The sequence below is a fragment of the Priestia megaterium genome, from assembly GCF_023824195.1.
Lineage (GTDB): Bacteria > Bacillota > Bacilli > Bacillales > Bacillaceae_H > Priestia > Priestia megaterium_D.
The window spans coordinates 4339866-4362299 of record NZ_CP085442.1 but is presented as its reverse complement, the minus strand read 5'-3'; the positions used below and the strand labels follow the sequence as shown (position 1 = coordinate 4362299).

Annotated in this window: 21 protein-coding genes; 18 read left to right on the top strand and 3 right to left on the bottom strand. The window is 39.1% G+C overall.

The window, feature by feature from the left end:
* Positions 1–74 precede the first annotated feature (74 nt).
* The 13 genes from accB to spo0A all read left to right on the top strand — a co-directional run bounded on the left by accB (position 75) and on the right by spo0A (position 13429).
* Positions 75–581, top strand: a complete 507-nt coding sequence (accB, locus tag LIS78_RS22610; protein WP_013059145.1) for an acetyl-CoA carboxylase biotin carboxyl carrier protein — start codon at positions 75–77, stop codon at positions 579–581.
* Between the two features lie 12 nt (positions 582–593).
* Positions 594–1946: an acetyl-CoA carboxylase biotin carboxylase subunit gene (gene accC, locus LIS78_RS22605; protein ID WP_013084993.1), complete on the top strand. Its 1353-nt coding sequence runs from the start codon at positions 594–596 to the stop codon at positions 1944–1946.
* Between the two features lie 29 nt (positions 1947–1975).
* The gene (locus LIS78_RS22600) at positions 1976–2377 is read left to right on the top strand and encodes an Asp23/Gls24 family envelope stress response protein (protein ID WP_013059143.1); all 402 of its coding nucleotides are present in this window, start codon (positions 1976–1978) and stop codon (positions 2375–2377) included.
* Between the two features lie 221 nt (positions 2378–2598).
* Entirely contained in the window at positions 2599–2991 is a 393-nt protein-coding gene (gene nusB, locus LIS78_RS22595) for a transcription antitermination factor NusB (RefSeq protein WP_013059142.1), read from the top strand.
* An 84-nt stretch (positions 2992–3075) separates the two neighbouring features.
* Complete coding sequence (gene xseA, locus LIS78_RS22590) at positions 3076–4416, top strand: exodeoxyribonuclease VII large subunit (RefSeq protein WP_195781874.1); 1341 nt, start codon at positions 3076–3078, stop codon at positions 4414–4416.
* A gap of 3 nt (positions 4417–4419) precedes the next feature.
* Entirely contained in the window at positions 4420–4653 is a 234-nt protein-coding gene (locus LIS78_RS22585) for an exodeoxyribonuclease VII small subunit (protein WP_013059140.1), read from the top strand.
* Entirely contained in the window at positions 4653–5549 is an 897-nt protein-coding gene (locus tag LIS78_RS22580; RefSeq protein WP_252284384.1) for a polyprenyl synthetase family protein, read from the top strand. The genes LIS78_RS22585 and LIS78_RS22580 overlap by 1 nt, the downstream gene beginning before the upstream one ends.
* Positions 5550–5869: 320 nt before the next feature.
* Positions 5870–7771: a 1-deoxy-D-xylulose-5-phosphate synthase gene (dxs, locus tag LIS78_RS22575; RefSeq protein ID WP_195781876.1), complete on the top strand. Its 1902-nt coding sequence runs from the start codon at positions 5870–5872 to the stop codon at positions 7769–7771.
* A complete protein-coding gene (locus LIS78_RS22570) occupies positions 7768–8595 on the top strand; it encodes a TlyA family RNA methyltransferase (protein WP_252284383.1) in 828 nt (275 codons plus the stop codon). Before dxs ends, LIS78_RS22570 begins: the two co-directional genes overlap by 4 nt.
* 161 nt (positions 8596–8756) lie before the next feature.
* Positions 8757–9206: a transcriptional regulator AhrC/ArgR gene (gene ahrC / locus LIS78_RS22565; RefSeq protein ID WP_013059136.1), complete on the top strand. Its 450-nt coding sequence runs from the start codon at positions 8757–8759 to the stop codon at positions 9204–9206.
* Positions 9207–9222: 16 nt separating this feature from the next.
* Positions 9223–10950 (top strand): DNA repair protein RecN, encoded by a 1728-nt coding sequence (gene recN / locus LIS78_RS22560; RefSeq protein ID WP_252284382.1) that lies wholly within the window; start codon positions 9223–9225, stop codon positions 10948–10950.
* A gap of 182 nt (positions 10951–11132) precedes the next feature.
* Entirely contained in the window at positions 11133–12413 is a 1281-nt protein-coding gene (spoIVB, locus tag LIS78_RS22555) for a SpoIVB peptidase (protein ID WP_195781878.1), read from the top strand.
* Positions 12414–12640: 227 nt separating this feature from the next.
* Positions 12641–13429, top strand: a complete 789-nt coding sequence (spo0A, locus tag LIS78_RS22550) for a sporulation transcription factor Spo0A (protein ID WP_013084985.1) — start codon at positions 12641–12643, stop codon at positions 13427–13429.
* A 392-nt stretch (positions 13430–13821) separates the two neighbouring features.
* Here the strand turns inward: spo0A and LIS78_RS22545 are convergent, their stop codons facing one another.
* Together LIS78_RS22545 and LIS78_RS22540 are read right to left on the bottom strand one after the other, a co-directional pair.
* A complete protein-coding gene (locus LIS78_RS22545; protein WP_164796481.1) occupies positions 13822–15153 on the bottom strand; it encodes a peptide MFS transporter in 1332 nt (443 codons plus the stop codon).
* Positions 15154–15466: 313 nt separating this feature from the next.
* The gene (locus LIS78_RS22540) at positions 15467–15619 is read right to left on the bottom strand and encodes a YycC family protein (RefSeq protein ID WP_064504589.1); all 153 of its coding nucleotides are present in this window, start codon (positions 15617–15619) and stop codon (positions 15467–15469) included.
* Positions 15620–15743: 124 nt separating this feature from the next.
* Here LIS78_RS22540 and LIS78_RS22535 point away from each other — a divergent pair, with 124 nt between their 5' ends.
* Entirely contained in the window at positions 15744–16472 is a 729-nt protein-coding gene (locus LIS78_RS22535; RefSeq protein WP_195781880.1) for a glycerophosphodiester phosphodiesterase, read from the top strand.
* Between the two features lie 12 nt (positions 16473–16484).
* On the opposite strand, the gene LIS78_RS22530 is transcribed toward LIS78_RS22535, so the two are convergent.
* Positions 16485–16736: a DUF2627 domain-containing protein gene (locus LIS78_RS22530; protein WP_013059128.1), complete on the bottom strand. Its 252-nt coding sequence runs from the start codon at positions 16734–16736 to the stop codon at positions 16485–16487.
* 176 nt (positions 16737–16912) lie between these two features.
* On the opposite strand from LIS78_RS22530, the gene LIS78_RS22525 reads away from it, so the two are divergent.
* From LIS78_RS22525 to buk, 4 genes are all read left to right on the top strand, one after another.
* A complete protein-coding gene (locus LIS78_RS22525) occupies positions 16913–18982 on the top strand; it encodes a sigma-54 interaction domain-containing protein (RefSeq protein WP_195781881.1) in 2070 nt (689 codons plus the stop codon).
* Positions 18983–19219: 237 nt separating this feature from the next.
* The gene (gene yqiS / locus LIS78_RS22520; protein ID WP_252284381.1) at positions 19220–20131 is read left to right on the top strand and encodes a phosphate butyryltransferase; all 912 of its coding nucleotides are present in this window, start codon (positions 19220–19222) and stop codon (positions 20129–20131) included.
* 12 nt (positions 20132–20143) lie between these two features.
* Positions 20144–21247, top strand: coding sequence for a branched-chain amino acid dehydrogenase (gene bcd, locus LIS78_RS22515; RefSeq protein ID WP_013059125.1), 1104 nt, complete (start codon positions 20144–20146; stop codon positions 21245–21247).
* A gap of 96 nt (positions 21248–21343) precedes the next feature.
* Positions 21344–22423, top strand: coding sequence for a butyrate kinase (buk, locus tag LIS78_RS22510; protein ID WP_370511583.1), 1080 nt, complete (start codon positions 21344–21346; stop codon positions 22421–22423).
* The last annotated feature ends 11 nt before the right edge of the window (positions 22424–22434 follow it).

The window sequence follows — 22434 nt, the reverse complement described above, 5'->3', positions numbered from 1 at the left end:
TGAATGGCTGTAGCCATCTGTCGTATTATTAACATTGTAGAGAATTCTATTTTCATGAGGTAGGAGTGTTCAATATGTTAAAAATTCAAGAGATCCGTGAGATCATTAAACTAGTTGATCAATCATCAATCGAGGAGTTCACCTATGAGCACGAAGGCTCCAAAATCAAGATGAAGAAAAAAGACGCAATTGTTTCCAAACAAGCGCAGCAAGTAGTGGTTTCGGCACCTGAACAAGCGGCAGCACCTGCACCGCAGGCAGCAGCGGCTCCAGCGCCAGCCCCAGCAGCACAGTCTGCTCAACCAAAAGAAGAACAAGCGGCCCCAGCGGTTGATGAAAGTTTACATAAAATCACATCTCCGATGGTAGGGACATTCTATGCGTCATCATCGCCAGAATCAGATGTATACGTAACTCCTGGAGATAAAGTACAAAAAGATTCGGTTGTATGTATCGTAGAAGCAATGAAATTATTTAATGAAATCGAAGCAGAAGTTAAAGGTGAAATCGTTGACGTATTAGTTGAAAATGGACAACTTGTAGAATACGGTCAACCTCTTTTCTTAGTAAAGCCTGAATAAGGAGCGGTAAATATGATTAAAAAGCTATTAATTGCGAATCGAGGAGAAATTGCGGTTCGAATTATTCGAGCGTGTAAAGAGTTAGGTGTAGAATCAGTAGCTGTTCATTCTCAAGCTGATCGCGATTCTTTGCATGTACAATTAGCAGACGAAGCGTATTGTATTGGACCAACGTCATCTAAAGACAGCTATTTAAACTTTACAAACATTATGAGCGTTGCGATGCTAACGGGCTGTGACGCCATTCACCCTGGATACGGCTTTTTAGCTGAAAACGCTGATTTTGCAGAGCTATGCAGAGAGTGTAACGTTACATTTGTAGGACCAAGTCCTGAAGCCATTAACAAAATGGGAACAAAAGACGTAGCGAGAGAAACGATGCGTGAAGCGGGTGTCCCAATTGTTCCTGGTTCAACTGGAATTGTAGAGTCAGTGGAAGACGGTATGTCAATCGCTAATGATATTGGCTATCCTGTTATTATTAAAGCAACGGCAGGAGGCGGAGGAAAAGGAATCCGCGTTGCGAAAAATGAACAAGAGCTTATCAAAGGTATTACAATTACACAGCAAGAAGCTGCTACAGCTTTCGGTAACCCTGGTGTGTACATTGAAAAGTTCATTGAGGATTTCCGTCACGTTGAGATCCAAGTGTTGGCTGATTCTCATGGAAATACTGTACATTTAGGAGAGCGTGATTGCTCGATTCAACGCCGTCTTCAAAAATTAATTGAAGAAACGCCTTCTCCAGCGTTAGACGAAAAAACGCGTGAATTAATGGGCGATGCTGCTGTTAAAGCCGCTCAAGCCGTTAATTACACAGGAGCCGGAACAGTGGAATTCATTTATGATTACCGTGAAAACAAATTTTACTTCATGGAAATGAATACGCGTATCCAAGTAGAACACCCTGTTACAGAGATGGTGACAGGAGTTGACTTAATTAAAGAACAAATCAAAGTTGCAAATGGTGAAACTTTACCGTTTACGCAAGAAGAAGTGACATTTAACGGATGGGCAATTGAGTGCCGAATCAACGCAGAAAACCCAGAGAAAAACTTTATGCCATCACCAGGTACGATTCAAATGTACTTGCCGCCAGGTGGCTACGGAGTGCGCGTAGACTCTGCTGCATACCCGGGCTATGCAATCCCACCTTACTATGATTCAATGGTGGCTAAATTGATTGTTCATGCGCCAACTCGTGAGGAAGCTATTGAACGAATGAAGCGCGCGTTAGATGAATTTGTTATCGACGGCGTTGCGACCACTATTCCTTTTCACCAAAAACTATTAAATCATGAAAAATTTGTTAGCGGTGAATTTAACACGAAGTTTCTTGAGCTATATGACGTAATGAATTCTTAGTATAATATAAACTATAGGAGGTGCTGTACATGAATGAAAATCATGTATTAGAAATGGAAGAACACCCAAATTCTCTTGGCAAAGTAGAAATTGCTCCTGAGGTTATTGAAGTCATTGCGGGTATTGCTGCTTCTGAAGTAGAAGGCGTTTCTGCAATGAGAGGAAATTTTGCAGCTGGCGTTGTGGAGAAACTAGGAAAGAAAAACCACGGTAAAGGTGTAAAAGTGGACTTAACAGAAAACGGGATAAAAGTAGACGTATTTTGTATGATGAAGTTTGGGGTGTCTATTCCAAACGTAGCGCAACAAGTACAAGATAACATTCGTCAAGCCCTTAAAAATATGACAGCTATTGATCTCGATGAAGTAAACATTCATATCGTAGGGATTCAGTTTGATACGCAAAAAACTGATATTGAAGAAGTTGAATAAAACAAACGTTTACCTAACGGCTGTTGCTAAAATGGAATAACGTATGATTACTTGTTCCTTTTCAACACAAGCTATGGTAAAGTGAAAAAGACTGTCTCGTCATAAAGACGGTCTTTTTCGTGTTCTACAAACTTCGTATAAGAACAATGAAGTATCGTTTCATAAACTATGCTATTATCTAGGTATACTAGTTGAAGAAGATAAATAAAGGAGCAAAAATAATGAAAAGACATACAGCACGCCAAAAAGCACTACAAGCACTATTTCAGCATGATTTAGGGCAGACCGAGCCAATGGAGGCAATCGGAAATGTTGTACAAAATGAAAAGTCTGATCAATTTTTAGAAAGTCTCGTGCTAGGTGTGGTTGAACATCAGCAAGAAATTGATGAACTTTTACGCAATCATTTAGAAAAATGGACGTTAGATCGTGTAGCTACTGTAGACCGCGTTATCCTACGTATTGCCGTATACGAAATGAAGTATGAAGAAGAAATTCCTACGAGCGTTACGTTAAATGAAGCGATTGAATTAGCGAAAACGTTTGGCGATGATCAATCAAGCAAGTTTATCAATGGCGTATTGTCTAAAGTGTTAACAACTTTATCTAAATAAAGGTTCATCTTGCCAAATCAAGTGACCAAAATGCTTCTCTCCTTTATATAAAGGGGAGAGGGTGACTCCAAAGGAGGCAAAATGATGAGTGAAGTGCGTTATCTAACCGTTACGGCTCTTACACGATACATTAAGCGCAAGTTTGATGTAGACCCTCATATGCAAGATGTATGGATTAAAGGAGAAATTTCTAACTTTAAACGTCATAGTCGGGGACATATGTATTTCACCTTGAAAGATCAAAATGCTCGTATCGCAGCCGTTATGTTTGCTGGGCATAACCGTCAGCTTAATTTTCAGCCTGAAGAAGGAATGAATGTACTCATTCGAGCTGAAATTTCGGTTTATGAACCAAGCGGAAATTATCAAATGTACGTAAAAGAAATGCAGCCTGACGGCGTTGGAAACTTATACTTGGCCTACGAACAGCTGAAAAAAAAGCTGGAAAAAGAAGGCTTATTTGATCCTGCTAGGAAACGAAAACTGCCGAAGTATCCAACAACAATAGGTGTTATTACATCTCCAACTGGAGCAGCCGTACGTGATATTATTACGACATTAAAGCGCAGATATAACGCGAACATTATTGTTATGCCCGCTCTTGTTCAAGGAGTGAATGCGGCACCGTCTATCATTAAGGCAATTGAAGAAGCAAACCGTCGTAAAGAAGCAGACGTATTAATTGTTGGCCGCGGTGGTGGGTCAATTGAAGAGCTTTGGGCTTTTAACGAAGAAAGCGTTGCTCGTGCAATTTTCACTTCTACTATTCCTGTTATTTCAGCGGTTGGACATGAAACCGATTTTACAATTGCAGATTTTGTAGCAGATCTTCGCGCTCCTACTCCAACGGGTGCTGCGGAATTGGCTGTGCCTCATATCAGTGAAATTACAGAAAGATTGACTCAGCGAAATATCCGTCTTCTTCGTTCGATGAAAGAGATGCTTCAGTCTAGTAGCCGCAGGCTTGAACGATCCCAGAAATCATATGCTTTTCGTTATCCTCAAAAGTTGGTCGAGCAAAAAGAGCAGCAGTTAGACCAGTTGATGGAGCGTTTTTATCGTGAAGGTAGAAGGTACATTGAACATAAACGGACGAACTATGAGCAGCTAACAGCCGCTTTGTTGCGCAATCATCCCGAGCATCAGTTAACGAAAGCGGCGGAGCGTCAACAGCAGCTGACGAAAATGCTGACAAAAGAGATGCAGCAGCTGCTAAAGCAAAAACAGCTTTTATTTGCCACGGCAACTTCAAAATTACATACGCTTAGTCCATTAAAAACAATGGAAAGAGGCTACAGCTTAGTATACGATGACGAAAAAGAGTTAATTAAATCAACCAAACAAGTATCCGAAGGCGATGTGGTAAACGTTCGTTTGACGGATGGACAATTGCAGTGTGAAGTTTCGAAAATAGAGGAGCGATGAAAAATGGCGACAAATAAAGAGTATACGTTTGAAGAGGCGATGGAACAGTTAGAAACCATCGTAAACAAGCTAGAAGAAGGCGACGTGCCTTTAGAAGAAGCAATTCAACAATTCCAAGAAGGAATGACTCTTTCAAAATTCTGTCACGATCGTCTTCAGCATATTGAAAAGCAAATGGAAACTATTTTACGTGAAGACGGAACGCTTGAGCCATTCTCCGTACAGGAGGAAGAGTGATGGTGAGTGAAATGAATTTAAAAGAGTATATTTCTTTTACAAAAGATCGAGTAGAAACACGCTTGCCTGAAGTGGTAAAAGCATTACACGCTCCCGTTAACTTAAAAGAATCCATGCTTTACTCTCTTACGGCAGGAGGAAAGCGACTTCGCCCAGTGCTGTTATTTGCCACGCTACATGCGTTTGGAAAAGACGAGAGCATGGGATTAGAGACAGCCTGTGCAGTGGAAATGATTCATACATATTCTCTCATTCACGATGATTTACCTAGTATGGATGATGACGACTTAAGAAGAGGAAAACCGACGAATCACAAAGTGTACGGCGAAGCAACGGCTATATTAGCTGGGGATGCTCTTTTAACAAATAGCTTTCAGCTCATTTCTGAAGCGGCACATCCTGAAATTACATCATATATGAAGCTTCAGCTCATTACAGAACTGGTAAAAGCCAGCGGAACAGAAGGTATGATTAGCGGACAGGTTGCGGATATGGAAGGCGAAAAAAAGCAGCTTACGCTAGACGAGCTTGAATATATTCATCTTCACAAAACTGGGAAGCTGCTAGGATTTTGTGTAAGAGCAGGAGCTATTCTTGCAAAAGCTACTCCTCTACAGCAAGAACTACTAGAAGAATTCAGTAAACATGTAGGATTAGCGTTTCAAATTCAAGATGATATCTTAGATGTGGAAGGTTCTGAAGAAAAATTAGGAAAGCCAATTGGCAGTGATACAGAAAATGAAAAAACGACATATCCTTCTTTATTAGGTATGGAAGCGGCCAAAGAAAAGTTACAGTATCATGTTGAACAAGCACTTCTCTCGTTACGTCAAGCTCAAATTAAGCACGGATTACTAGAAGAAATTTGTTTATATATAGCAAGACGTGATAGTTAATGACGATTTCTGTCAGGTTTTTTGAGTGATACAGTAAAATAAGATTGAGTCCCAATAGGGGCTATGCTATAATGATTTTACTACTGTATAAAAGCGTAGTGCATAGGTTTGAAAGACATATACAATATCTTGGTGGCCGTTATCACATTTGTGTTAGCGGCTATTTTTTCACTGTTTTCCTTTGAATATCACTGGTTTACTGATAGAATATCAAAGGTATTGTAAGTAATAAGGAAATACTAAAAATTGACTATACGTATAAAACAATAGACAATGTATTAAGGTAACTTTATAACAAGTACGAAAGTGAGTGATCCACCTTGGATCTTACAACGATAAAAAATCCTGAGTTTTTAAAGAAAATGTCAGTAACACAATTAGAAGAACTAAGTGAAGAGATTCGTCGGTTTTTAATTACAAAGCTTTCTGCAACTGGTGGTCATATAGGACCAAATTTGGGGGTCGTTGAGTTAACGCTTGCACTCCATAAAGTATTTGATAGCCCAAAAGATAAATTTTTATGGGACGTCGGTCATCAGTCGTATGTCCATAAAATTTTAACAGGACGAGCGGGAGAGTTTGATACAATCCGTCAATATAAAGGATTATGCGGTTTTCCAAAGCGTGACGAAAGTGAGCATGATGTATGGGAAACTGGACATAGTTCTACATCTCTTTCAGCCGCAATGGGAATGGCTGCTGCAAGAGATTTGCAAAAAACAAAAGCTCATATTGTTCCTATCATTGGTGACGGGGCTTTAACAGGTGGTATGGCTCTTGAAGCGCTTAACCACATCGGGCACGAGCAAACGGATATGACCGTTATTTTAAATGACAATGAAATGTCTATCGCTCCTAACGTGGGGGCTGTACACAGTATTCTAGGACGTTTGCGCACGGCGGGCAAATACAACTGGGTAAAAGATGAGCTTGAAGTCTTGCTGAAAAAAGTGCCTGCAGTAGGCGGTAAGCTTGCGGCAACGGCAGAACGTGTAAAAGATGGCCTAAAGTATATGGTCGTGTCAGGCATGTTCTTTGAAGACCTTGGCTTTACGTATTTAGGCCCGGTTGATGGCCATAGCTATGACGATTTATTGGAAACGTTACAATATGCAAAGAAAACAAAAGGACCGGTACTGATTCACGTTATTACGAAAAAAGGGAAAGGGTACTTGCCGGCGGAAAGCGATAAAAGCGGAGCATGGCATGGTACAGGCCCTTACAAAATTGAATCCGGTGACTTTATTAAAGACAAAAATGTTCCGATTGCTTGGAGTAAACTAGTAAGTGATACGGTATTGAAGATGGCTAGGGAAGATGATCGCATTGTAGCCGTAACGCCAGCAATGCCTGTGGGTTCAAAACTCGAAGCGTTTCAAAAAGAGTTTCCGCATCGCATGTTTGATGTTGGGATTGCAGAGCAGCATGCAACAACAATGGCAGCGGGTCTTGCAACTCAAAATATGAAGCCCTTTTTAGCTATTTATTCTACGTTTTTACAGCGTGCATACGATCAAGTGGTTCATGATATTTGCCGTCAGAAGCTAAATGTATTTATTGGGATTGATCGCGCTGGGCTAGTAGGTGCTGATGGTGAAACGCATCAAGGCGTGTTTGATATTGCATTCTTACGTCATTTGCCTAACCTTGTTATTATGATGCCAAAAGACGAGAATGAAGGCCAGCACATGGTTCATACTGCTTTGACTTATGAAGAAGGTCCGGTTGCCATGCGCTATGCTAGAGGAAACGGATTAGGTGTTGAACTAGATTCAGAACTGAAAAACATTCCGATTGGTACATGGGACGTATTAAAAGAAGGTTCAGATACAACCATTTTAACGTTTGGTACAACGATTTCAATGGCGATGGATGCAGCACAAGAACTTGAGAAGCAAGGAATCAGCGTCAAAGTGGTAAATGCTCGTTTTATTAAACCGCTGGATGAAAAAATGCTTCATGAGATCTTCCAAACAAATAAGCCTGTGATTACGGTAGAAGAAGCGGTACTTCAAGGCGGTTTTGGAAGCGCAGTGTTAGAGTTTGCATCAGAGCACGGCTATTACGATACGCGCGTTGAACGTATGGGGATTCCAGATCGCTTTATCGAGCATGGTAGCGTAACAAAACTTTTAGAAGAAATTGGCTTAACCAAAGAAGAGATTATAAATCGAGTTAAAAAACTCGTAACACCAACACAAAAGAGGCTTGAAGTTAAGTGACAAAAAAAGAACGAGTAGATGTATTATTAGTAGAACGAGGTTTGATTGAAACAAGAGAAAAAGCAAAGCGTACAGTGATGGCAGGACTTGTTTATGCCAATGAAGTTCGTTTGGATAAGCCGGGAGAGAAAATTGAACGCGATACGCCGCTGACAATTAAAGGTGCAGTGATGCCCTATGTCAGCAGAGGCGGCTTTAAGCTTGAAAAGGCGATTAAAGAATTTAATGTTCATGTAGCCGATAAAATTATGATTGATATTGGTTCTTCTACTGGAGGCTTTACCGATTGTGCGCTTCAAAATGGAGCGAAGATGTCCTATGCGCTAGACGTAGGCTATAATCAGCTAGCTTGGAAGCTTCGTCAAGATGAACGGGTAGAAGTAATGGAACGAACAAATTTCCGTTATGTGACGCCAGCTGATTTATCAAGAGGCTTGCCTGAATTCGCTTCTATTGATGTATCATTTATTTCCTTAAGACTCATTCTCCCTGTGTTAAAAACGCTTCTTGTTCCACACAGCGATGTTGTTGCGCTCGTTAAGCCACAGTTTGAGGCTGGAAGAGAGCAAGTTGGGAAAAAAGGAATCGTGCGTGACTCAAAAGTGCATGAAGAAGTCCTTCAAGGCATGGTGGATTTCTCCCTTCATCAAGGATACGATGTATATAACATGTCGTATTCACCGATAACAGGAGGAGATGGAAATATCGAATTTCTTCTTCATCTGCGCTGGAAAGGCGAGCGTGAACTTGGTGAAAATCAAGCTCCGCTTACTGTGCGTGAAGTGGTCGAAGAAGCACATAAGACGTTAAAAGAGAAAAAGTAATAATGGCCAATGTTAAGCAAAGACTTAGCATTGGCGATTTGATTATGACTCTTTATACAAAAGGTGCATAATCAAGTTGAACACATTATGATACTTAATTAGTGAAAGACTTATAAACAACAAAACAAAAAGAAGATTACATATTAATGTGAGGTGCCAACATGAATAAAGGGCAAAGACATATTAAAATTCGTGATATTATCACGAATAATGATATTGAAACACAGGATGAATTAGTGGATATTTTAAAAAACCAAGGTTTTAATGTAACACAGGCAACAATCTCTCGTGATATTAAAGAATTGCACTTAGTCAAAGTGCCTTTGATGGACGGTCGATACAAATACAGCTTGCCTGCAGATCAGCGTTTTAATCCCTTACAAAAGTTAAAGCGCTCTCTTATGGACGCATTTGTAAAAATTGATTCAGCCGGGCATATGTTGGTGATGAAAACATTGCCGGGAAATGCAAATGCGATTGGTGCATTAATTGATCATTTGGACTGGGATGAAATATTAGGAACAATTTGTGGAGACGATACATGTTTGATTATTTGCCGTACTCCTGAAGATACGCAAATTATATCAGATCGATTCTTAGAAATGTTATAAAGGTGAGTGAAGCAGGTTGTTAGCTGAATTATCCATTAAAAATTTTGCGATTATTGATGAACTTTCTGTTTCATTTGAAAAAGGCTTAACGGTATTAACAGGCGAAACAGGAGCGGGAAAGTCAATTATTATTGATGCCATTTCATTGTTAGTAGGTGGAAGAGGCTCTTCAGAGTTTGTCCGCCACGGAACAGACAGAGCCGAAATTGAAGGGCTTTTCTTATTTGATGAAGAACAGCATCCGAGTCACGAAAAAGCTAAACAAGTCGGTTTAGAAGTGGAAGATGGAATGATTGTGCTTCGCCGAGACATTACGACAAATGGGAAAAGTATTTGCCGGATCAACGGTAAGCTCGTAACGTTAGCTATCCTACGTGAAGTTGGACAGACGTTAATTGATATACATGGACAGCATGAACACCAAGATTTAATGAATCAAGATCGTCACTTAACTCTTCTTGATCAATATGGAGGAGAAAAAGTAGAAGAGGCTTTAACGGAGTATCGAGAGGTATTTTCTAGGTATACATCGTTCAAAAAACAGTTAGATCAATTAACTGAAAATGAACAGCAGATGGCACATCGCCTAGATCTTATTCAATTTCAATTAGATGAAATTAAAGCGGCAAATTTGCAGCTGAACGAAGACGAGGAACTAAATGAAGAGCGTTTGAAGATTTCTAACTTTGAAAAGATCTATACTTCACTAAACGATGCGTACAATGCGCTGCACGGTGAACATCAAGGTTTAGATTGGGTAGGCGTAGCAATGAATCATACGGAGGATATTTCTTCACTGGAAAAAAACTATGCCGATATTTCTGAAATCATTTCATCGAGTTTCTATCAGCTAGAAGACGCGTCTTATAAAATTCGTCAGCAGCTTGATTTATTAGAATTTGATCCCAAACGCTTAGACTTTATTGAAGCGCGTTTAAATGAAATTAATCACTTAAAGCGTAAATACGGTCAAAGTGTAGACGAAATTCTAGAATATGCAGCACAAATTGAAGATGAAATTGATCGTATTGAAAATCGAGATACGCATGTGAGTAAGATCAAAGAGCAGTTAAACAGCGTAGCGCAGGATTTATTAGTAGAAGCTAACAATGTTTCAGCTATTCGAAAAAAACTTGCTCAAGAGTTAACGGACAGCATCCATCATGAGCTTCAAGAACTGTATATGGCTAAGACCGTATTTCAAATTAAATTCTCTGTTGTAAATGCAGGTAAAAATGACGTTGAAGTAAATGGAGAAAGAATAAAATTCACCAAAGACGGCATTGACAACGTAGAGTTTTATATTTCTACCAACCCTGGTGAACCGTTAAAGCCTCTTGCAAAAGTAGCATCAGGAGGAGAACTGTCAAGAATTATGCTGGCGTTAAAGAGCATATTCTCTAAGCATCAAGGTGTGACGTCCATTATCTTTGATGAAGTTGATACAGGCGTAAGTGGAAGAGTAGCTCAATCGATCGGTGAAAAAATACATGCCATTTCCGTTGATTCACAAGTTCTCTGTATATCTCATCTGCCGCAGGTAGCAGCTATGGCAGATACTCATCTCTTTATTGCTAAAGAGATAAAAGGTGATCGTACAACGACGTCTGTTCTTCCATTAACTCTTGATGAAAAAGTAAAAGAAATTGGTCGAATGATTGCAGGAGCTGAAATTACAAGCTTAACGAAGGAACATGCCAAAGAGCTTTTAGATTTAGCGGATAAGATGAAGCACACCATTTAAAAAAACACCTTTTAACACGTAACAGTATGTGTTAAAGGTGTTTTTTTATACAAAATGGAGGAACTGAAAATGTTTCCTTGCACTTCTTTTCATTTTTCTCTGAACTTCTGTTATAAATGCGCTTTAAGAAGGCTAAATTAAATGTGTAGCCATTTAGGCGAGGAAGCGAGGAGAGTGAAAACATGCAAAATCGATACAGACATATAATTGGTGCGATTCTCCTTGTTTCGTTCATTTTTGTAGGATTTATTCCAGTTGTGCAACAATATATACACATTCCAAAACAAATCGTCTTATTTGAACAGCAAAAAGAAAAAATTAATACGACATTACCGCTTAGCGTAGCAGCTTCATCACCTGTTTACGATGTAACAAGTAACAAGGCGAAGCTGACCGTAGCAGGCAAACAGGTAGGCAAAGAAGAGTTGATGCTTCATTTGGCCGGTATTCCTGTAAAGCGTGTAGACGTGCAGGTATTATCTGATTTTAAAGTCATTCCAGGTGGACAATCAATCGGTGTGAAATTAAATTCAAAAGGTGTTCTTGTTGTAGGCTATCATCAGGTAGATACAGCAAAAGGTAAAAGATCTCCTGGTGAAATTGCGGGTATTCAAGTTGGAGATATGATTACGAAGATTAATGGTAAAACCATTGAAAAAATGAGTGATATTACACCGTTTATTCAGCAGGCAGGAAAAACGGGTGAACCATTAAATCTGCATATTTTAAGAGAAAAAAAGCAGTTTGACACTAAGCTGTATCCGTTAAAAGATAAGCAAGATTATGCTTACAGAATCGGTTTATACATCCGTGATTCAGCTGCAGGAATTGGCACAATGACTTTTTATGATCCAAAATCTAAAAAATATGGCGCTTTAGGCCATGTTATTTCGGATATGGATACAAAAAAGCCAATCGTAGTAGAAGATGGACAAATTGTCCGTTCGACCGTTACATCAATTGAGAAAGGTTCTAACGGCGTTCCCGGCGAAAAGCTAGCAAGGTTTTCTGAAGATAGACAAATCATTGGAAATATTACACGAAATAGTCCTTTTGGTATTTTTGGAAAATTGTCTTCAACGATGGAAAACGGAATAATGGATAAAGCAATGCCAATTGCCCTATCTCATCAAGTAAAAGAAGGACCGGCTAAAATTCTAACGGTAGTAGATGATGATCAAGTGGAAGAATTTGATATTGAAATTATGAGTACTATACCTCAAAAGTTTCCGGCTACTAAAGGAATGGTTATTAAAATTACAGATCCTAAACTGCTAAAGAAAACAGGTGGAATTGTTCAAGGAATGAGCGGGAGCCCGATTATTCAAAACGGTAAAGTCGTTGGAGCGGTTACCCATGTTTTTGTAAATGATCCTACCTCGGGTTACGGTGTCCATATTGAATGGATGCTTAACGAAGCAGGAATCGATATTTATAAAAATAATCGAAAAAAAGCGAGCTAATGTTGTCATTAGTTCGCTTTTTTTGATAAAAATTATTGTCGTAAATGTAAGAGAAAAACGTCGAAAAACAAAGAAAATAAGAGAAAATCGAATAAATCCCATTTAAAAGACTTTTTTCTAAAAAAATAAAGGAAATAATGTTGCATTGTCGAATTTGTCCTTTAGAATAAAGAATAGAGACACGTAGGAAACGACGTATAACATAAAGGACTGAGGAGGAAGCTGCATTGAAAAAAATTAAAGTATGCTTGGTTGATGATAATCGGGAACTAATTGGTTTGCTTGAAGATTATATTTCAGAGCAAGAAGACATGGAAGTAATCGGAGTAGCTTACAATGGACAAGAGTGTTTATCCATTTTAAAAGATAAAGATCCGGATGTTCTTGTATTAGACATTATTATGCCGCATCTAGATGGATTAGCAGTTTTAGGTCAGTTAAAAGAAATGAAAAAAGAAAATTATCCAAATGTCATTATGCTAACAGCATTTGGGCAAGAAGACGTAACGAAAAAAGCGGTTGATTTAGGAGCTGCTTATTTTATTCTAAAGCCGTTTGATATGGAAAACTTAGTGAATCATATTCGTCAAGTTAGCGGACAAACATCTTCATTTATGCAACGTTCATCTTCTTCCATGCGTTCACATCGCGACAGCAAACCAGCAAATTTAGATGCAAGCATTACGAGCATCATTCACGAAATTGGTGTACCTGCTCATATCAAAGGCTATTTATATTTGAGAGAAGCCATTTCAATGGTATATAAGGATATTGAGCTGCTTGGGTCGATTACAAAAGTACTGTATCCTGATATTGCAAAAAAATATAATACAACGGCAAGCCGCGTTGAGCGCGCCATTCGTCATGCCATTGAAGTAGCATGGAGCCGAGGAAACATTGATTCCATTTCTTCATTATTCGGATATACTGTCAGCATGTCAAAAGCGAAGCCGACAAATAGTGAATTTATCGCCATGGTTGCGGATAAATTACGCCTTGAACATAAAGCGAGTTGAAAGGGATAGGACTGCTGGAATTACGGGGTTTTGAGTGAGCTGATACCTTTTGTAATACAGAGTACATGCCGATAAACTTTTGGAATTTACACTAGATAGTAAACTGAAAACCAATAAACATTTTACTGCAGGGCCGATGAATTTTAATCATTCATTGGTCCTTTTATTTTGTTTTAAGAGGTGAAAATATTGAGGTTAATGGAACGTGCATCTTGTTTCTCTTCATATCCATAGTGGTGTATTTTATTGAAATAATTTATTTAATTGTTATGAGGGTTTTGTGTTTGAAAGAAGATTTAGAAGGTGCATTAAAAAATTTATCTACATATTTTAAATGGGATATGGATAATTAAATTATAAAAAAAAGCAGCCTTCAGAAAAGGCTGCTTTTTTTAATCCATTAATTTAGCAATCGGTTTTGAAAGGAACAGAACGATAATTCCAAGTACAATTGTTACAGCTCCGATTAAGCTGAAGATGTCGAAATAACCTAAAGACTGTGTATAAGATGCAAGAACACCCGCTAGCTTATTAGCAACAGCAGAGCTTGCCATCCATACGCCCATTAAAAGAGAAGCAAGCTTTAATGGAGCCAGTCTACTTACCATAGACAACCCTACTGGCGAAATCATAAGCTCAGCCAGCGTGTGCAGGAAGTAAGTGAAAATCATGAACAGGATATTTACTTTTAAAGCTGGGTCATTACCAGTATACATAACGGCTGGAATTAAAATTAAGAATCCTAATCCGACTGTTACAAGTCCCATACCCATTTTTGTTGGTGTTTTGAAATCACCGCGTTTTGAATTTCCTAGCTTGTACCAAACTAGTGACATAATTGGTGCTAAAATCATGATAAACAGCGGATTCAATGATTGGAACCACTCTGTTGGAACCGTGAAACTACCTATTTGACGATTAATTTGATCTTGAGCATATAGTGTTAAAGAACTTCCAGCCTGTTCAAAAGCTGTCCAGAAAGCAATAACAACGAAGGCTAGAATAACGATAGCAACCGTTCTTTTCTTTTCTCGTGCTGTCAGCGGAGCAGTTGATGTTTGAGATGCCGCTGCGTGTACTTTTCCTGTAGGCTCTTTCCCGATATCGCCTAAATAGCGATTAGCCAGTAGGTTAAACAAAATTTGTCCAACAACCATTCCAATAGCTGCTGTTAAAAATCCGTATTTGTAACTCATTAATCCAACAACTAACGGTGCGAAAAATGCACCAAAGTTAATACCCATATAAAAAATGGTGAAAGCACCGTCACGGCGAGGATCATTTTCTTCATACAGATCTCCGACCAATGTGGAGATATTTGGTTTGAAAAATCCGTTTCCGATAATTAATAAAGCAAGTCCGATATACAAAGCGGCTACGCTTTGATGAATGAAGATGGAAAAATTCCCGAGTGCCATAATCACACCACCGATAGTGATGGCTAGCCTTCTTCCGAGGAAGCGGTCTGTTAAATATCCGCCAATCATCGGCGTAATGTAAACAGCACTAGTGAATGTTCCATATAAGCTCAGTGCAGTTGCTTTATCTACCCCGAGTCCACCTTGAGCAGCGGTAGCAGTTAAATAAAGAACCAGAATGGCTCTCATTCCATAATAACTAAATCTTTCCCATGCCTCAGTAGCGAATAATAAGTACAGTCCAGGAGGGTGTTTTTTCCTAGACTCATTTGGCTGCTGATTTTCGTGTTGTACAGCTGCTTGCATAATGAAGTCCCCCTAAAATTTTTCTCATACTATTTAATTCTTTTGTTTGAATTGATCAAAAAATCAGAATATAAGTACTGGAATAAATATAATGTATTTTTATTTTAGTAGAAAAACAATAATTTCGTCAATAAAATTATATGGAAAAATCAAAAAATAATTAAATATACACAAAAAAGTATTAAATTACTTATTTAAAAGCATTTTTAAAAATACATTTATATTATTAAATATTCTAATATATGTTAGGGGGAAGGAAGTGAGAAGGTAATACTATTTTTGGAAATGAAAATTTGAAAGAAAAAAGGATCTGTTATTCAGATCCTTTTTTATCTTCGCCCGCATTTAATTCAGCAAGTTTCTGCAGCAAAATATGCTGAGGCATATGCATTAATTGCTCGAGAGGGATATTCAATTGTTCCGCTAATTTTACGGCTGTATCCGGTGAAATTTGCAGTGGTCTCATACACAACGACCTCCTTTTGCATATAAAGTAATGAAAGTGAAGAAGTATAAACAGTAAATTCGTGCTTTCACTATTAAGTAATGCTAAAGTTAATAATAAGTGATAATAGAGGAGTTGAGCAAGTATGTTTGTAATAGGTCATCGCGGCGCAGCTGGAACGTTTCCTGAAAATACGATGATTTCCTTCAAAGAAGCAGCGAGAGTTGGAGCACACGGAATTGAACTTGATGTGCATATGACAAAGGATGGGGAACTTGCTGTAATTCATGATGAAAAAGTAGATCGAACGACGAATGGAAAAGGGTATGTAAAAGATTTTACGTATCAAGATTTACAAAAATTAGATGCGAGCTATAAGTTCAAAAAAAAGTATGGAGTATGTAAAATCCCCGCGTTAAATGAAGTAATGGAGTGGGCTTCAAGTGAAGGAATTAGTGTAAATATTGAGTTGAAAAACAATATATTTGACTATCCATACTTGGAAATGAAAGTCTTGGATTTAATTTATTTATACAAGATGAAGGATCGAACGATGATTTCATCTTTTAATCATAACAGCTTAGCCCGAATTGGTTCCCTGGATTCTACGATCGAAACAGCTATTTTATATTCTTATCCGATGTATGAGCCTTGGGTATATGCTCAGCATCTTGGCGCAAAAGCTCTTCACCCTAATCAGCGTACCGTTAATGAAGTAAATGTAGCCGCTTCAAAAGATTGTCAAATTCCAGTGCGACCTTACACAGTAAATGATGTAAAAGTAGCTGAGCAGCTTCGGAAATATGGATGTGAATCCGTTATTACCGATTATCCAGAAAAAATGGTGAAGCAATTTGGGGGGCGCTTTTCGTAAAAAAACATCGCATTAATGCGATGTTTTTTTATCTTTTTGAAATCTGTTTTGAACTTTGTTTCGCTTGCGGTCTCTGTGCAGAATAAAGCCAGCAACAAATCCAAGGCCGATTAAAAATAATAGAAGACCGACTGAAAATTGCAAAAATAAAGAAGGGAACGGGGATTGCAGGATGCCAAAAATCATATCTCTCATAAGTTTAATGCCATAGCCAGCGAGTATACCAGGAATAAGTAAGATTAGCAGTGCGATAATTCGAACCATAACTGCTCCTTTCGCTTCTCTTTTTTAAAAATGAATGCGTTTACATTATGAAACCGTTATACTTGAATCATAAAAGAACTAAATAAATTGTCAAGAGCGTTTCTTTTTTTATATGATAGGTATATGCAATATTTTGCACGGAATATGTACATATTAAGTAGAAAAGGTGAAAAAATATGCAAAATGTGTTGATCGTTGGAGGAGGAAAAGGCGGATTAGCTATTCTGAAAATCTTGTTGGAAACCGAATTTATGAAAGTGATTGGTGTAGTAGACGTACGAGCTAACGCGCCGGCTGTTTTGTATGCGCAAGAACAAGATATTTCAACCGGAATGAATTGGGAGCCTTATATGACAAAGCAGCTCGATGTCATTGTTGAAACAACAGGTAAACAAGGCGTCTTTCAACAATTGCAAAGAAGCAAACCTGCTGATGCACTGGTAGTGCCGGGATTGGTTGCTGAAATTATGGCAAATCTGATGGAGGAAAAAGAAGAGTTAATTCAGCGGTTAAAGCAAGAATCGTATAAATATGATCTTATTTTTAACGCGGCTCATGATGCGATGGTCGTGATTGATAGGAATGGATATATTACGCTATTTAATCAAAGTGCCGAGCGTTTGACGAACTTTTCACACAGAGATGTAATTGGTAAGCATCTTCATGAAGTCATTCCAAATAGTAAACTTGTTGATGTTCTTCATACAAAAACGATTGATCAAAATAGTGAATTTGTGTTAGATAGCGGACGGAAGGTAATTACGACTAGAATACCAATACTCGACGAGAATGGAGAGCTGTTTGGGGCCTTTTCGATTTTTAAAGATATTACGGACGTTGTCGGATTGGCAGAAGAAGTTACGAATTTAAAAGAAGTACAAACTATGCTTCAAGCTATTATTCAATCTTCTGAAGAAGCTATTTCGGTTGTCGATGAAGAAGGAAGAGGGATTTTAATTAATCCTGCTTATACGAGAATTACGGGTTTAAAAAAGACGGATATTATTGGTCAGCCCGCGACTGCCGATATCTCTGAAGGAGACAGTATGCACATGAAGGTGCTGCAAACAAGGCGTCCCGTTCGAGGTGTAAGAATGAGGCTTGGTCCGAGTAAAAGAGACGTAGTTGTCAATGTTGCCCCCGTTATTGTCGATGGAAAATTAAAAGGCAGCGTTGGCGTTATTCATGATATGTCTGAAATTCAAGAGCTTACAAATGAACTCAAAAGAGCGCGTCAAATTATCCGAACGCTTGAAGCGAAATATTCATTTGCTGATATCATTGGTCAATCTGAAGAGTTTCAGTTAGCAATTGAGCAGGCTAGACTTGCTGCTAAAACACCAGCTACTGTTTTGCTTAGAGGTGAATCTGGGACTGGTAAAGAGTTGTTTGCACATGCGATTCATAATGCGAGCAGCCGAAAGTTTAATAAATTTGTCCGGATTAACTGTGCTGCGCTTTCTGAGTCTTTGCTTGAAAGTGAACTTTTTGGGTATGAAGAAGGAGCTTTTTCCGGGGCAAAAAGAGGCGGGAAACGCGGCGTTTTTGAAGAAGCCAATAACGGTAGCATCTTTTTAGATGAAATCGGGGAGCTTTCAGCTCATATGCAGGCTAAGCTGCTTCGGGTGCTTCAAGAAAAAGAGCTTATTCGCGTTGGAGGAACGACTCCTATTCCGGTGAATGTTCGCGTTATTGCAGCTACGAATGTGAATTTAGAAAAAGGAATGGCTGATGGAAGCATCAGACAGGACTTGTATTATCGGCTAAACAAAATTCCGATTCACATACCTCCTCTTCGGAAGAGAAAAGAGGATATTGGTGCGCTTGTTACACACTTAATTACAAAAATTAATCAAGATTACGGCCGGCATGTTGAAGGAGTAACAGAGGGGGCTTTACAATCATTAAGATCATACGACTGGCCAGGAAACGTCAGAGAGCTTGAAAACATATTAGGCAGAGCCATTATTTATATGCACTATACAGAAACAATGATTGATTCTGTTCATCTCCCTTCGCTTGAAGGCAAGGGCAAAAAAGAAAAAAATCAGGTGAATGAAGAGGTAGTGTTCGAAGGGAAGACTTTAGCGCACATGATGGAAAATTATGAAGCGGAACTTATTCAAAAAGTGCTGCTTGCAAACGAGTATAACCGAACGAAAACAGCAAAACAGCTCAATATTTCCCTGCGTTCTCTGTATTATAAGTTGGAAAAATACAATCTTGCAAATAACAGCATGCAATAAAGTGCATGGTGTGCAATTTATTGCATATAAATAGAGAGGTATTCTTTTTTTTATTTGTCGTTAGAATCAATAAAAAAAATTTTTTGTGTGTAAGAACGGATATAAGCAGCTATATTATGTAATATATGCAGGGGATGGCACAAATCTTGCATGTATTTTAGGTGACTGCATAAACGCGCAGTATGCTCTTTAAAACGGAGCAAAAGAAAGAATGAAAAAGGAGAGGTCGAACATTCCATGACTCTTGCTACCATCTTATCTCAGGTTGCTAAGCAGTCTTCTTTGACTGTTGCTGTTGCTGCAGCTGAAGACTTAGAAACAATTGAGGCAGTGTATGAAGCTGTGTCAAGGGAAGTTTCTGAATTTATTTTGTTTGGCAACGAAACGACAATTAATGAATTATTCAGGCAGTACCGCCCATCCTTACTCACTCATAAGGCTGTGACGGTCGTACATACGGAGTCCGTTTTAGAAGCGGCTCAATTGGCTGTGCGTTCAGTTCAGCAAGGTCAAGCTCATATCGTAATGAAAGGGAATTTATCCACATCGCTTATTTTAAAAGCTGTGTTAAATAAAGAGCATGGTTTGCGTACGGGAAATGTTTTATCACATGTAGCTGTGTTTGACGTTCCTCACTATGACCGTCCGATTCTTGTAACAGATGCAGCTATGAATATTACGCCATCTCTGGAAGAGAAAGTTCAAATCATTCAAAATGCGGTGAACGTTGCCCACTCGATTGGGATAGAGGTGCCAAAGGTAGCTCCTATTGCAGCGGTTGAAGTTGTGAACCCTTTGATGCCTGCAACAGTAGAGGCTGCACTTCTTACACAGATGAACCGCAGAGGACAAATTAAAGGCTGCGTTATTGATGGACCTTTAGCACTCGACAATGCCATTAACATAGAAGCAGCCAAGCAAAAAGGCATTCAAAGTGAAGTTGCCGGTCAAGCAGATATATTACTCGTTCCAGCAATTGAAACAGGGAACGTTTTATATAAATCCCTTATTTATTTTGCTAAAGCAAAAGTTGGAGCTATTCTAGCGGGAGCAAAAGCTCCGGTCGTCTTAACATCCAGAGCAGATTCATCAGAAAGTAAATTATACTCACTGGCGCTTGCTATCAGCGTCGCTCAACAGAATTCTTAGGAGGCACTAACAATGAAAATTTTTGACTATATGGAAACATACGATTATGAGCAGTTATTATTTTGCCAAGATAAAGATTCAGGCTTAAAAGCCATTATTGCGATTCATGATACAACAATTGGACCAGCTCTAGGCGGTACGAGAATGTGGACATATGAATCAGAAGAGGCCGCAATTGAAGATGCGCTTCGTCTATCACGCGGAATGACTTATAAAAATGCAGCAGCAGGCTTGAATTTAGGAGGAGGGAAAACGGTTATTATCGGAGATCCTCGCAAAGACAAAAATGAAGCGATGTTCCGTGCATTTGGTCGCTTTATTCAAGGGTTAAATGGTCGATATATTACAGCAGAAGATGTGGGCACAACGGTAGAGGATATGGATATTGTATATGAGGAAACGGATTATGTAACGGGTGTATCTCCTGCTTTTGGTTCATCAGGCAATCCATCACCAGTCACAGCCTACGGCGTATACCGAGGAATTAAAGCAGCAGCAAAAGAAGCATTTGGAACAGATATGCTTGAAGGAAAAGTAGTAGCTGTCCAAGGTGTAGGAAACGTAGCATATAATTTATGCCGCCACCTTCACGAAGAAGGAGCGAAACTTATCGTAACGGATATTAATAAAGAAGCTGTTCAGCGTGCGGTAGAAGAATTTGGTGCGCAAGCAGTAGACCCGAATGATATTTATGGTGTAGAATGTGATATCTATGCTCCTTGTGCACTCGGAGCAACGATTAACGATGAAACGATCCCTCAAATAAAAGCAAAAGTTATTGCAGGGGCAGCTAATAATCAATTGAAAGAAACGCGTCATGGTGATTTAATTCATGAATTAGGCATTGTATATGCCCCGGACTATGTTATTAACGCAGGAGGCGTTATTAACGTAGCTGATGAGCTAGTTGGATATAACCGTGAGCGTGCGCTGAAAAAAGTTGAAGGTATTTATGATAATATTGAAAAGGTAGTTGAAATCTCAAAGCGAGATGGCATTCCAACCTATCTAGCAGCAGATCGCTTAGCTGAAGAAAGAATTGAAAAGCTGCGTCGTTCACGCAGTCAATTTTTACAAAATGGACAGCATATTTTAAGTAGACGTCATACGCGCTAATGTTTGAGCTGAAGGCTAGGCAAAAGGAATAAATGAAATCCTTTCGACCTAGCCTTCGTTTATGAGAATGATAAGGTAGGAGGACATGTGTTGGATATGCACGAATATCGAATGCTGATAATAAATCCGGGTTCAACGTCCACAAAAATTGGCGTGTTTCACAACGATAAACCAATTTTTGATCGAACAATCCGCTACGATTCACAGCAAATGAATCAGTTTGAGACGATATATGCACAGTATGAGTTCCGTAAAAACTCGATTTTAGAGGCACTTGATGAAGAAGGGATTAATTTATCTAAATTAAGTGCAGTATGTGGAAGAGGAGGGCTTTTACGCCCGATTGAAGGCGGCACATACGAAGTAAATCAAGCCATGCTCAAAGATTTAAAAGACGGTTATGCCGGCCATCATGCTTCAAATTTAGGCGGGATTTTAGCGTTTGAGATTGCGTCTGGATTAAATATTCCAGCGTATATTGTTGATCCAGTGGTGGTAGATGAGCTAAGTGACATCGCTCGTATCTCAGGAACTCCTTTTATGGAAAGGAAAAGCATCTTTCACGCGCTGAATCAAAAATCGGTTGCTCGAAAAGTGGCTAAAGAAATGAATAGCACATATGAACAAATGAACGTTATTGTTACCCATATGGGTGGAGGCATTACAGTTGGAGTTCACCAACGCGGAAAAGTAATTGATGTGAACAATGGCCTGCACGGCGACGGTCCTTTTAGTCCAGAGCGCGCTGGGGGTGTACCGGTTGGTGAATTAGTTCGTCTTTGCTTTTCAGGTCAGTATTACCGCGAGGAGATTATGAAAATGCTTGTAGGAAAAGGCGGGCTTGTCGGTTATTTGGGCACATCTGACGTGCAGAAAGTCGAAGCGCTAGTGAAAAATGGAAACGAAAAAGCTAAGCTTATCTACGAAGCAATGGCTTATCAAATTTCGAAGGAAATTGGAGCTGCCAGTACGGTTTTGCATGGAAAAGTAGATGCCATTATTTTAACGGGAGGCATTGCTTATTCAAAAGCGTTTGTTGAGCTGATTATTAATCATGTAAAGTGGATTGCAGATGTCATTGTTTATCCTGGAGAAAATGAGCTTCAAGCGCTAGCTGAAGGGGCTCTCCGAGTGCTTACAGGTGAAGAAGAAGTGAAGGAATATAAAGGCGCTTAATAGCGTTTGCA

Excerpts from the sequence above, each read along its gene's own strand:
- accB (WP_013059145.1), top strand. The coding sequence starts at position 75 with ATGTTAAAAATTCAAGAGATCCGTGAGATCATTAAACTAGTTGATCAA.
- accC (WP_013084993.1), top strand. The coding sequence starts at position 594 with ATGATTAAAAAGCTATTAATTGCGAATCGAGGAGAAATTGCGGTTCGA.
- LIS78_RS22600 (WP_013059143.1), top strand. The coding sequence starts at position 1,976 with ATGAATGAAAATCATGTATTAGAAATGGAAGAACACCCAAATTCTCTT.
- nusB (WP_013059142.1), top strand. The coding sequence starts at position 2,599 with ATGAAAAGACATACAGCACGCCAAAAAGCACTACAAGCACTATTTCAG.
- xseA (WP_195781874.1), top strand. The coding sequence starts at position 3,076 with ATGAGTGAAGTGCGTTATCTAACCGTTACGGCTCTTACACGATACATT.
- LIS78_RS22585 (WP_013059140.1), top strand. The coding sequence starts at position 4,420 with ATGGCGACAAATAAAGAGTATACGTTTGAAGAGGCGATGGAACAGTTA.
- LIS78_RS22580 (WP_252284384.1), top strand. The coding sequence starts at position 4,653 with ATGGTGAGTGAAATGAATTTAAAAGAGTATATTTCTTTTACAAAAGAT.
- ahrC (WP_013059136.1), top strand. The coding sequence starts at position 8,757 with ATGAATAAAGGGCAAAGACATATTAAAATTCGTGATATTATCACGAAT.
- spoIVB (WP_195781878.1), top strand. The coding sequence starts at position 11,133 with ATGCAAAATCGATACAGACATATAATTGGTGCGATTCTCCTTGTTTCG.
- LIS78_RS22545 (WP_164796481.1), bottom strand. The coding sequence starts at position 15,153 with ATGCAAGCAGCTGTACAACACGAAAATCAGCAGCCAAATGAGTCTAGG.
- LIS78_RS22540 (WP_064504589.1), bottom strand. The coding sequence starts at position 15,619 with ATGAGACCACTGCAAATTTCACCGGATACAGCCGTAAAATTAGCGGAA.
- LIS78_RS22535 (WP_195781880.1), top strand. The coding sequence starts at position 15,744 with ATGTTTGTAATAGGTCATCGCGGCGCAGCTGGAACGTTTCCTGAAAAT.
- LIS78_RS22530 (WP_013059128.1), bottom strand. The coding sequence starts at position 16,736 with ATGGTTCGAATTATCGCACTGCTAATCTTACTTATTCCTGGTATACTC.
- LIS78_RS22525 (WP_195781881.1), top strand. The coding sequence starts at position 16,913 with ATGCAAAATGTGTTGATCGTTGGAGGAGGAAAAGGCGGATTAGCTATT.
- yqiS (WP_252284381.1), top strand. The coding sequence starts at position 19,220 with ATGACTCTTGCTACCATCTTATCTCAGGTTGCTAAGCAGTCTTCTTTG.
- bcd (WP_013059125.1), top strand. The coding sequence starts at position 20,144 with ATGAAAATTTTTGACTATATGGAAACATACGATTATGAGCAGTTATTA.
- buk (WP_370511583.1), top strand. The coding sequence starts at position 21,344 with ATGCACGAATATCGAATGCTGATAATAAATCCGGGTTCAACGTCCACA.